The 12370-nt window shown below is 35.1% G+C and carries 11 protein-coding genes; 4 read left to right on the top strand and 7 right to left on the bottom strand.

The genetic code is table 11. The features are described from left to right. Nucleotides 1–323 precede the first annotated feature (323 nt). The 4 genes from ACWNCI_RS16125 to ACWNCI_RS16110 all read left to right on the top strand — a co-directional run bounded on the left by ACWNCI_RS16125 (nucleotide 324) and on the right by ACWNCI_RS16110 (nucleotide 2943). Complete coding sequence (locus ACWNCI_RS16125) at nucleotides 324–620, top strand: hypothetical protein (protein WP_449389080.1); 297 nt, start codon at nucleotides 324–326, stop codon at nucleotides 618–620. 73 nt (nucleotides 621–693) lie between these two features. After that, a complete protein-coding gene (locus tag ACWNCI_RS16120) occupies nucleotides 694–1221 on the top strand; it encodes a hypothetical protein (RefSeq protein WP_449389079.1) in 528 nt (175 codons plus the stop codon). Continuing rightward, on the top strand, nucleotides 1218–2135 hold the full coding sequence (locus ACWNCI_RS16115; protein ID WP_449389078.1) for a hypothetical protein: 918 nt from the start codon (nucleotides 1218–1220) through the stop codon (nucleotides 2133–2135). Before ACWNCI_RS16120 ends, ACWNCI_RS16115 begins: the two co-directional genes overlap by 4 nt. Beyond that, nucleotides 2080–2943, top strand: a complete 864-nt coding sequence (locus ACWNCI_RS16110) for a GLPGLI family protein (RefSeq protein ID WP_449389077.1) — start codon at nucleotides 2080–2082, stop codon at nucleotides 2941–2943. The genes ACWNCI_RS16115 and ACWNCI_RS16110 overlap by 56 nt, the downstream gene beginning before the upstream one ends. A gap of 61 nt (nucleotides 2944–3004) precedes the next feature. On the opposite strand, the gene ACWNCI_RS16105 is transcribed toward ACWNCI_RS16110, so the two are convergent. From ACWNCI_RS16105 to ACWNCI_RS16075, 7 genes are all read right to left on the bottom strand, one after another. Then, a complete protein-coding gene (locus ACWNCI_RS16105; protein ID WP_449389076.1) occupies nucleotides 3005–5017 on the bottom strand; it encodes an FG-GAP-like repeat-containing protein in 2013 nt (670 codons plus the stop codon). 30 nt (nucleotides 5018–5047) lie between these two features. After that, nucleotides 5048–6142 (bottom strand): hypothetical protein, encoded by a 1095-nt coding sequence (locus tag ACWNCI_RS16100; RefSeq protein ID WP_449389075.1) that lies wholly within the window; start codon nucleotides 6140–6142, stop codon nucleotides 5048–5050. 228 nt (nucleotides 6143–6370) lie between these two features. Further along, nucleotides 6371–8023 carry a C45 family autoproteolytic acyltransferase/hydolase gene (locus tag ACWNCI_RS16095; RefSeq protein ID WP_449389505.1) on the bottom strand — a complete coding sequence of 551 codons (1653 nt, stop codon included), beginning with the start codon at nucleotides 8021–8023 and terminating at the stop codon, nucleotides 6371–6373. Nucleotides 8024–8117: 94 nt separating this feature from the next. Continuing rightward, entirely contained in the window at nucleotides 8118–9656 is a 1539-nt protein-coding gene (locus ACWNCI_RS16090) for a phytoene desaturase family protein (RefSeq protein WP_449389074.1), read from the bottom strand. A 185-nt stretch (nucleotides 9657–9841) separates the two neighbouring features. Further along, entirely contained in the window at nucleotides 9842–10726 is an 885-nt protein-coding gene (locus ACWNCI_RS16085; RefSeq protein WP_449389073.1) for an LpxL/LpxP family acyltransferase, read from the bottom strand. Between the two features lie 88 nt (nucleotides 10727–10814). Further along, a complete protein-coding gene (locus ACWNCI_RS16080) occupies nucleotides 10815–11069 on the bottom strand; it encodes an acyl carrier protein (protein WP_449389072.1) in 255 nt (84 codons plus the stop codon). 4 nt (nucleotides 11070–11073) lie between these two features. Further along, nucleotides 11074–12294: a beta-ketoacyl-[acyl-carrier-protein] synthase family protein gene (locus ACWNCI_RS16075; protein ID WP_449389071.1), complete on the bottom strand. Its 1221-nt coding sequence runs from the start codon at nucleotides 12292–12294 to the stop codon at nucleotides 11074–11076. Between the last annotated feature and the right edge of the window lie 76 nt (nucleotides 12295–12370).

The raw sequence follows: 12370 nt of genomic DNA, 5'->3' as shown, positions 1-12370 counted from the left end.
TTAAACAATATAACCATGAAAAAGTATTTTCAAATCGCCATTTTAATAATGATATTTATTCCCATATTGAATTCGTGCAGACAAGATGACAATTCAAATGAATCTACCACAGAAGATCTAATAAAGATCAATAAAAAAAACTCTGAAACATCAAAAAGCGACACCATAGACAAAATACCTCCAACTGATCCACCTGTAAAGGACGGACAGCAATGGAAACTAAAAAAATAATTATCATTCATCTGACGTGTAGTGCGCAATACATTACGATGAATCCTAATAGTGTTAATCAACCAAATTTTTAATTTCAAAATTTTAAAGCCATGAAAAAAATTCTTCTTGCATCAGCTGGAGTTTTAGCAATTTCACTAATGTCTTTCACAGGGACAAACAACAAAAAACTAGGACCTGTAATAACCGTATCAGGAAAAACGGTAACTGTTACAAATACACAACTTGTAAAACCTGCTGACTTAAATTTCCTTGCTCAGCATTTAGTAGGCTGGTCGGTTTGTGATTATCAGGCTATGAGCAATGAGTGTACAACAAAATACAGAGATTTCCCGGATAGCCCTGAAACAACAGCTCAAATCAAGCTAATTATTGCACGGTATCAATAATTTAATCTTAGACAGGGAGCACAACTATGTTGCTTCCCTGTCTTTATAAAATAACCAGCATAAATCGTTAATGATGTCTCGTAAACCAAATAAAATAGAAATTACCATATTTCTGATAATCATTCTTAAAGTATTTGCTACAGGAATACTAACAACGATCTCAAGCTTCTGTGAATTTTATGAATATAAGCAACCCAAAATAGCAGAAAGAGTTAACAATAGTATCCTATATAGAAATCCCATTTTCACTTATACTGGTTTTGACACAGGATACGGATTTTTTGCGCCCAATGTTTCCAGTAATTTTGTTATTTACAGTGAAGATTCGCACAATGTGTATAATTCTTCAGAACTTTTACATACAAATGAGGGTAAAACGCGTTTCATAAGCGCAAATGATATCTTCTTTAATAATTTCGGAAATAAAAAGAATGAGGACAAAATGGCGGCAAACAAAATTATCCTTAAACGAATTAATAAAATGTTTGAAAAAAAGTACAATTCTAAGTTTACTACCACAGTTTACTTATATGAATATCCAAGGCTAGGCGAAATTAATACTAAAAAAGAACACTTAATAAAAATTGATGAAATAAGATGAAAGCATTAAACAATTTCTTCTCAAAATCATTTACTCCAGATTTTATTGTATTTTTCAGAGTTTCTATAGGAATCATTGTTCTTATGCATTTTTTATCTTTCTGGAATGATTTTGATTTGCTTTATACGAATAGCAGTATTATTCCTTTAGAATTACACACCATTTATGGTGCATATCATATTCTTACCGTAGAAAGTATATTATTATTTTTAAATAACTTTTTTGATGACTATCAATCCATCTTATTTTTTAAGTTTTCCTACATTTTTCTTTGTCTGATGGTCATTTCGGGCTTCTTCAGCAGGCTTAGTGCTATAGCCCTCATCATTTTGCAGATTTCATTTATAAAATCCGGAAGTCTTTTCTTTTATGGTGCCGATTTTTTCACAAGTATGTCTTTATTTTATATTGTAATTTTCCCATCAAGTTCTTATTTTTCGATTCAAAAAAAATTATTCCCGAGTTTTTCCGAGAGTAAACAATCAATAACATTATGCAAAAGATTGATACAGATACATCTGTGTCTTGCCTATTTTTTTTCGGGGCTGGATAAGATTTTAGGATTTAACTGGTGGAATGGAGAGTCAGTTTGGAAAGCGGTTCACCTGCCTAACCTTTATAGCTTTGTAGAAATCGGAAACCATATACAAAATCCAATTTTTTATATTGTATTAGGATGGGGAGTAATTATTATAGAGCTTTTTTATCCTATCTTTATCAATATAAATAAAACGAGAAAGATTTGGCTTATGCTTACCATCTCAATGCATCTGGGCATTGTTTTAAGCTTTAACCTGTTCTTTTTCTCTTCCATAATGATCGTATGGAATCTAACATCATATTATTTTAATTATTACCATGAAAACAAGATTATTCCAGCCAATTTTGATACTTCTCCTAGTAGTATTTATTAATTCCAAGGCACAATCATATAAAATTATTTATGATTTTAAATGGAAATCAGAGAAAAAAAATTCAGAATTTAATAATGAACTCTGTGCACTGATTACGAAAGATAATCAGTCTTTTTTTGAATCTTATGAAAAATTCAGATCAGATTCCTTAAAAACAAAAGTCATAAACGATTACACTAAGAATAACAGCCGAGGCCCTTTGCGGCTTCCGTCTGATAAAAAAGAATCTTTATTTCGACCTTTGATCATCAAAAACCCCGCTGACAATAAAATAACTGTAGAAGAAAAAGCATATGTAAAACTACTTTCAGTAACATATACCTGTCCTATACATTGGAAAATAAAATCAAATGCTACTGAAAAAATCCTGGGTTACAATACTCAAAAAGCAGTTTGTGAATTTGGAGGAAGAAAATGGACAGCCTGGTTTACCCGTGAAATTCCAATTATGGACGGACCCTATAAATTCTCCGGACTTCCGGGACTTATATTAAAAATTCAGGATTCCGAAGAAAATTACCTTTTCGAAATAAAATCGATTACAAAAGAAAATAATGATATTGAGCATCGTAATTTCGGCTCTTCCAAGGTGAACAACTTAACTCCTAAGCAATGGGACACATTTTGGAGCAATTATCGGAAACAACCGTCTATGGTTCTGGAAAATCTTAATACAGAGAAAACAACTTATGTAATAAACGGAAAAGATGTTAACAGCCGTGAAGTAAAAGATGCATTCAATAAAAAAGAATGGGAAGCCATGAGTTTTTTTAAAAATCCTATAGAATTAACGACAACCTGCGATTGATATTAAAAAACTGCAAAGCCCTTCGGCATTGCAGTTTTATTTTGATTAATCTTAATTCGTTTTACTTCACCATTAACTTCTGCGACAGGTTTTTTCCATTTTTATCAATTAAGACCAGCATATAGTTTCCTGAACTCAATTCTTTTACCGAAACTGAATCCCGCTCAATTTTAGTCTGTAGAATTATTCTTCCTGAAAGATCATATATTTTGGCTTCAACTGGAATAAAATCTTTCTGAGTTTTAAAATAAACTATATCATGAGCAGGATTAGGATACACAGTAAGCATTTGTTGCGTTTCCTGTATTTCTTTTGTATTCAGGTATGAACCTTCAATTACGTTTAATGTTGTATTTGGTGTTACATTATTAATAACATCTACCACACCGGAAGGCCATCTTACAATAACTTTTGTAATAGCTGTCGCCTGCCCGATTCCGAAATGAGCGTTCAACGTACTCATGTTTCCAAAACCGGTACCACTTTGTATATCTCTGATTTGTTTACCCCAGGATCCGTATATCTCCACTCTGGCTCCGATTCCGTTTCGGTTGCTTTGCGTTCCTTTGAGTGTCACTTTCAGCCATTTATTGGTATTTCCGGCATTCATCATAATAAGATTTCCATTTTGGATATCCAGAAATCCGTCATTATTTAAATCTCCGATAGGTCGATCATAATAGCCGAGATTGTAAGGTGTTGCATTAGGAATAAATGTAAAATCACCATTCCCAAACATAATTGTATCTCCAGCTCCCAGCACATCTAAAAATCCGTCATTATCAAAGTCATGGGCCACATATTCCCTGCTTAATGCATTTGTCATGTCGTAGCCGGAACCTACCGATTTATCTGTAAATGTTCCGTCACCATTATTTTTCATTACTTTACTCAATCCATTGCTGGTAGAATTGATTCCTACCACGGCATCCATCCATCCGTCATTATTAAAATCTCCCCATGCTGAAGACCATGTCTGAGTCGGATTTGCCATATTAGCAGCAGCGGCAACATTGGTAAATGTCGCATTACCATTATTCCTGTGAAGCTCATCGATATTTCCGCCGGGGCCAGAACCTCCTCCGCTGCATTTTGCGATGAAAAGATCCATATCACCATCGTTATCATAATCAATCCAGATAGATCCGTAATTTCCACCGGATGGGAAATCTCCAAGCCCGCCCTGATTATGATTCAGATCTGTACCGTCATTTATATAAAATCTGTTGGGTGCATTATCATCACAAACAAAAGCATCCAGCTTTCCATCATTATTGATATCTATAAAATTTGTTCTTTGTACCAGGAAGGACTGTGATTTTCTGTCCGACGTATATCCGGTTCCATTGGAATTTGCCTTTAAAAAAGCGACTCCGCTTCCAGAACCATAAATAAGATCATTAAAACCGTTATTATCGTAATCTCCTGCCGCAATACTCCAGGATGGAGTTATTATCGTAGAAGGAACCGTATAAGTCACATTATTGAATCCACCTCCGGGCTGTTGATAAGAAATAACAATCTGGGTAGCACTTACAACAGAGACAATATCATCAAGATAATCTCCGTTCATATCTACAACACAATTATTAAAAGTTCCGGCTGCCGATACCGGCTGCGCTACAAAAGACAAACGATCCGGAACCACCACCACTTCTGAAAGTGTAATATTAAAACCTGCTGAAGAGAATTTATTATCAAATACAATGTAATATGTAGTTCCTGCAACAGCATTAAACGTAACTGCAGAAAAAGCTCCTACACTATCGTCGTTGGCTGCAATACAATTCAGGGTACTACAATTTCCCATAAATACAATCAGCCGCGTATCTGCATTTTGTCCCGCGGAAGAAGTTGCAACTTTAATGGTCTTGTTTTCCGTAGCGGTAAATTTGTACCATAAACCTTTTGATCCGGGCGTACCTAAAGAGCAGGCCGTTGCGGGTGCATCTCCTGTAACAGTAGGAGCAGTAACTGTCCCCAAACTGAGAGGAACTGCTGTGGCACAAGTTAATTGCGCAATTGCCCATGTGCTATTCAATACTAAAACAAAAAGGGGGAATATTTTTTTCATGAGTTATAAAGTTTTCGTATTAATTAATTATTATGGACAGGTTTGATTTAATGAAGAAATCCACTGTCTTAAAAGCTCAACACCTTCATCATGAACAATCGTTCGTCCCAGTAAAGGCATTCTGTTATTCTCATTCGTAGAACTCAGTCTGAAATGCATCACAGACTTGGCAGGATTGCCGGGAGTGATAATTCTTTCCAAGGAAGGATTGATCGGTTCGTCTGCCGAGACACAAACACCTAATTTTGTTAAGTTTGATGTCTGACTGAAACTTAAACGTATTGCTCTGTAATCACATCGTGCATTTTCCTGATGACAATGCGCACAGTTGATATCGAGGTAAGATCGCAAGCGAATATCAAGAGGTTTGCTGGTATCCTTATAATTTACTGTGGAAACAATATTGGAAGGATAACTTTGAAGATAGCCTTCATCAACAAGCTTCTGTAGCTGATTCTTAATTCCATTCGGGTAATTGTAAGAAATATTTAGATTTTGAGGCTTTACACCAATCGGAATAGGCTTATTATCCAATTTATGACAGGCCAGACACTCAGTTTCCGAGGGAATCCTGTAATCGGTGGTGATGACGTCACCATTCTCTTTTTTAAAGGTAATATTTTTGGAGCTGCCACTTGCAAAATTAGCTCCGGTAACCAATTCTGCTTCTGTCTGTGCGTCATTCCAAAGATATTCTGCAAAAACCCAACCGGTTGATTTTTTGATCATTAAGCGGGTCTCAATAATCTTTATCGTGTTGCCTGGCTGTATGGTATTGTAATAAAAGTTTTTAATAAGAACTGTCCCTAAAGGAAAATTGAGAATTTTGTCGTCTGTATCATAAGCAGCTTTCACGCCTCCCGGCATCCATATAAACCTTTTTTTCAGTGCATAATCGGTAAAAAGTGAGCTGGCGGGTTCATAAGAAATAACTTTTGCATTAGGCTGTAAGTTTTTCAGATCGCCCGTAAAAAACATATATGTCGATAATTTCGCATACGGAACTGCATCAATATTGAAATTAACAAAAGAGCTTTCGGTTTCTACACTTTCTATTTTTTCGTCATTTTTACAGGAAAATAAGGCTAAAAAGCAAAGTAAAGACAACAAGTAGATTTTTTTCATTCATCAACAATTTAAAGAAAACGAATATAAATAATAAATCTACATAAAAACAAATCTTTCTTAATAAAAACTTCATTTCTTTCAAAATAAACAAAAATAAAATTCATTTTAAATAACTATTGCTTACTAAAATCAATAAACAATAAGAAAATAAAAATAAACAAACTAACACAAATAATAAAAACAATATTACAAATACAGTAAAACTTTAAAAATACCAAAAGCACTTTACTTCAGTTTTTTAATTACTTTATGTAAATATTTTTCGACATTCTTTTTGTCGGGAATTGTTGTTATTTCTTTCGTTAAAGCCTTTTCAAATTCAATTTTTGCTTTTGAGTATTCTTTTGTGTTGTAGTAATATTTTCCTGCCTGATAATAAACCTGCCAAAAATCCGGATTCAGAGATTGATAATAGGAAAGAGAATCGCTTGTGATGACAATTTCTCCATCAATCGCTTTATTCACTTCTGAACTCATCATTTTGTACTGTTCATAATTTTTAAATTCCTTAGAATCTAAAAAAGGATCTTTTGGAATATTTAATTCAGATTTTGAAAATTTCCCGTTTTTCAGTCTTTGATCAGAAAAAATTTCATTCAGATCATAGCAGACAAATTCACCCAACTGATAAGGATTTGCAGAAACCCACACCAGCTTTTTCTGAGGAGAAAAAATCACCGCATGGTGCGCCAGAAGCTGATTGATCGCTTTTTCATTGCCATAGCCAATTTTTCCACCTTTCAGTCCTGATTTATCTCTTAAAATAGAAGCCATTTTTTCAGGATTTAACTTTTTATTTTCCTGTAAAAGTTCCTGAAGTTTCTCATATCGGTATTCGGAATGACTTTCCAGAATATGCTTCTGATTCCTTTTATCATTCTTGTAAGCATCCGACTGAAAATGATTGGTACAAAACACCTTACTGGTATTTTCAACAGTATACACTCCAAAATTATCCGGTGAAACCTCGATGATTAAAGCTTTTTTATCATTTGCACTTCCGACAAGTATCGATTCTGAAACAAAAACTTTCCTTTTTCTTGCAATGGCAATGGCTTCGTCAATGTTTTTGGCATACTGAAGAATTTCTCTTGTTACCAGAGAAATAGGTGTTTTTGCGGTTAAAGGAATCTTAGATTTTCCGGCATTGATCGTTACCGTAACTCCTTCTTTATTCATTCCGGAAACCACGCCGATCATTCCCGGCCAGCTGACGGAGAGATAAGGAATTCCGTCTTCCGGTTCTACAAATTCAATCAGTTTATTTTTAGCAAAATCATCTCCTACATAAAAGTCAAAATTTCTTCCGATCAACAGATCTCCATCTTCCGTATTTTCGTTCCAGACCGCGAGAGAAGTACAGCCGACCATCATTAAATCCTGCATCGCATGGCCGATATCGTGCGCACCATGCAAATACATACTTCTTAAAAATCTCGGAGCTATAAAATTATATTTATCAGATGAATACTGCGATAATCCGTACAATTCGACCTGATAATCTTCACGGATATTCAGATACATTTTCCGGTTATACCATTTCAGGAAGCCTCTCAGCAAATTCTGTTTGAATCTGGAGGGTACAAATCCTTCAACTTTTGAAAAGAAAATTTCTTCCTGCTTCTGCATCAGACTTTGAGTCAAAGCACCATTGTTATAGCCCAGCTGTAAAGAATTTCCTTTAATATACAATTCCCAAAGCTGCTGCTTATTTTTCGTTAAATAGTTTTGATTAAAGCTAAAAGTTGAGTCATTGATTCTATTAACTTTTGGAATTTCAAGAGCATATTGCTTTACATCAGGAACGTGATTTATAGATTTTCTTACGCCGCAGGAGGTTAGGTTCAGGATCAGGTTGAGGCTGAGAAATAACAAAATGAAACATCTGACATTACTACTACCCTTATGAACTACGTTCGCAGAACTGCGTCCTGTATTCAGAATGACAGAATCCCTACAACCAGCTACGTTATTATTTTTCACGTTTATCTTTATTAATTAATTGTGTAAGCCTCTGATCAATACGTTCTTTCCCTAAAATTTCAGCGCAGGTATTGAACGCGCCGATCGTACATCCCAAAATACCATGCATATTCACGGATTGCCCTGTCAGGAAAAGATTATTGATTTTCGTCTTAGGAGAAACCATTGTTTTCAAAGGATTCTCTGAGTTTTTCATGTAGCCATACATATTCCCGCTGGCACTTCCGATATAATCGCGGTAAGACAAGGGCGAAGAAGTATAGATTCTTTTAATAGACTCTCTGAGATCCGGCATCTTCTTTTCCAGAGCGTCAATCATTTTTTCCGCCTTTTCCAGCTTAAATTTTTCATACAATTCTCCCCTTTCATATTCATCCGCAACCGTATTGAAGGTTTCTTTCCACTCTTCCACTTCTTCAAAATCCATATAAGAAATTATCGTCAGGCTTTCCGCAAAGTCAGGATCATTCTTCGATTGCGTGGAAGAAAGCATATACGTTTCAGGCCATGATTCTTTTTTATAACGATACGCATTCCACACCATTTCCTCATTTGAATAATGGTAAATATTATAATTAAAATTCGGAATAGTATGAGGTTTCAGCACAATATAAACACTAAAGCATGAGGAAACAGGCTCCCAACTCATAATTCTGTTCAGAAAAGATTTTTTTAATCTTTTTTCGCCAATCAGTTGAATGGTTGAACGGATTTCTATATTGGAAATAAATTGTTTCGCAGCGTATTCTTTTCCTGTTTTTGTTTTAACTCCTGTCAAAGAATTATTTTCATTAAATATAAACTCAGAAACTTCGGAATGTTTATGAACTTCCGCTCCGTATTCTTTTAACTTCCGAATCAGTAATTTTGAAATCTGGCTTCCGCCTTTTACACATTTGTAAGCACTTTGGATATAGGAGTTTACCGTTAAAGCATGAACGTAAAAAGGTATATTTTCAGAATCTCCCGCGTACAGAAAATTCGAGCCTAATAAAACAGACTGTAGTTTTCTGTTCTGGGTAATCGATTCAATAAATCTTTTAGTGTTAAGATGTAGAATCTCTTCATTGTAATGGTCTTTTCCAACCAGATTATATCTCGGAAACTGGCTGCAGACCCGCTGAAGTTCTTCACAGTAATTTTCCAGATTTTCTTTTTCCTCGGGGAAATATTCTGATAACTGACCTACAAAGTTTTCGTAGCCCTGCGCGTGAGGATATTCAGTTTTATCTTCTCCAAAAGTGATTTTATCGTAGCCGTTTTCATCCATTTTATGAATCTGCAGTTCATCTATAATGCCCAGATAAGAAAAGTACTGGTGTAGATTCTGCCCTTCCGAAAGACCACCAAGATAATGAACTCCGGTATCGAAAATAAGCTTATCACGTGAAAATGTCTGTAGATTCCCTCCGAATTGATTATTTTTCTCAAGTATGCATACCTTTAAGCCCTCTTTCGCCAGAACAAGTGCCGAAACAAGACCTCCCAATCCGCTGCCGATTACCAGTATGTCAAATTCTTTTTTCAAAGGAGAAATATTATTGAGAAATTTAGAAATAATTTTATTTAATGCAAAGTTCGCAAAGGCATTAACACTACTCAGCAAAGTAAAACTTAATCAATGAAAATCAAAGCAAAAAAAGAATTAATTCTTAAAAGAACCTTAGTATTTGAGTTTAAATATTAGTTTTTTCAAGAGTAAAAGTAGGGAATTTAATCAATATCATCCCAAAAATCAAAATAATTGAACCATTGAAGAGGATATTTTTTAATCATAGATTCCAGATTCTGTGTGTAAGAATTCAAAAGTCCCTGTGCATCACGTTTTTTGACGTTTTGAGCAACTCGTGCATACAAATGATAATGCAGGTTCTTCTCTTTCATCACATATACATACACCACAGGAACACTCAATCTTGAAGCAATAAGAAACGGACCGGCCGGGAATTTTGCCGTTTTCCCTAATAAATCTCCCTCCAAAAATTTAGAACCTTCAAAATAACGGTCTCCGGTAAAACAGATCAGTTCATTTTTTGACAATGCTTCGTTGATATCAAAGATATGCGACATATCTTCTTTAACATAGATAAATTTAATGCTGCTGGTTTTTACGGAAACACTTTCAAGATACTCTTTAATGACCGTAACTTCCTGATCTGTTGTCACTAAATTAATCTGACAGTCAAAATCAATATCTGCAAAAAAATGTTCTGCAATCTCAAAATTTCCAATATGGGCACTGATGAGAACACCGCCTTTTTTTTCTGCTAAAAGATTTCTAAGGTTTTCAATTCCGTCGAATTCGTAGGTGTATTTATTACGCAAACCGGCAGAAATAGCCGTTTTGTCAATGAGAACTTTTCCGAAAGTAAAGTAACTTATAAAAACAGAAATTTTTGCTTTCCAGAAAGTATAATTAAGTCTTTTTCGAAAATAATATGAAATGTATTGATTGCTTTTTTTTTCGAAAATGAAATAATAGGATGCTACAAAATAAAGTACAAAATATGAGCTGCGGATTCCGATATTTCTAATGCACCAGACGAATATTCTGTAGCCTAAAATCGTCCCTTTAGATTTACCTTTCCACTTGTTCATAGTATTAGTTTAACAATGTATCAGCCTAATAATGTAGCAATATTTTTAAACATTAGTAAATTGCCAGATTGGTATATTGTTACATTATTTATGCGTTTTTTTCAATGATTTTGTTTTCGATTGTTGAATAGAAATCATCAAATGTGATCATTTTCTTAAAGTCTGCTTCGCCTAATTTCACTCCGAAATTAGATTCAATCACAACCACCATATCAATGTAATCTAAGCTATCCAAACCTAAGGTAGTTTTTAAGTTGGCTTCATTGCTGATTTCATCACCGTCTACTTCAAATTCATTCACTAAAAAGTCATTGACGATTGCAACAATTTTTTCCCTTTCCATGTTTTTAATCAAATTTTTTAACAATTAATGCAGAGTTGGTTCCCCCAAATCCGAAAGAATTCGACAAAAATACGTCAATTTTTTGACTTTTTGTTTCGGCAATTAAATTTATCTTTTTTGCTTCCTCGTCAGGATTTTCAAGATTAATATTGGGCGCGATAAAATCATTCTGCATCATCAAAATAGAATAAATAACCTCACTGGCACCAGCCATCCAGCATTCATGGCCTGTCATTGATTTTGTAGAACTCACCGGAACTTCCCCTCCGAAGATTTCGTAAATCGCTTTGGCTTCATTGGCATCACCAATCGGTGTGGAAGTGGCATGAGCATTAATATAATCAATATCTTTTGCCGTTAAACCCGATTGTTTCAACGCTCTGTCCATTGCCAAAGCCGGACCGTCTACATTCGGTGTCGAAATATGTCCGCCGTTTGAAGAAAAACCATAGCCAACGATCTCTGCAATGATATTGACACCTCTTTTCTGTGCAGATTCAAGACTTTCAACAATTAATGTTGCAGCTCCTCCGCTTGGAATCAAACCATCTCTTCCGGAATCGAAAGGTCTTGAAGCTTTTGTAGGCTCGTCTTCTCTCACAGAAAAAACACCTAATCCGTCAAAGCTTGCCATTGAATATTTGTTGGTTTCCTGCGCTCCCCCACACACAATCATATCCTGAAAACCATTTTTAATCATCATGAAAGCCAGCCCCAAAGAATGAGAACCGCTTGCACAGGCCGCGCTTATGGTAAGATTGATCCCTCTCAATTTAAAAATAGTGGAAAGATTCATGGTAACGGTAGAGTTCATGGATTTGAATATCGCTCCCGAACCCATTAAAGTAGTATCTTTTTTTTCTCTTGCAATGTCGATAGACTCCACTACCGCCTTGGAAACGCTGTCATTCCCATATAAAATTCCGACTTCATTGTTGTCTAAAAAATTCTGGTCTATGTTTGCATTTTTTAAAGCATCAAGCGTTGCAATATAGGCATATTCGCTTTCCTCGCCCATGCTTACGCGCTGCCTTCGGTTCAGAAGATTTTTGAGATCCGGTTTAGGAACAACACCCGTGAGTCCCGATCTGAAGCCAAATTCTTTTCTTTCGTCCACTAAAAAAATACCGGATTTTCCCTGAAATAAAGATTCTTTCACCTCTTCCAAAGAAGTTCCGATGCAGGAATAAATCCCCATTCCGGTAATGACAACCCTGTTTTCCATGTTTAAAAATTTAACAATGTATCAGTTTACCAGTGTAACAATATTGGTAAATTGTTACATTGATATATTGGTACAT

Source organism: Chryseobacterium lineare (assembly GCF_977014045.1).
This window is presented reverse-complemented; position numbering and strand designations above follow the sequence as displayed.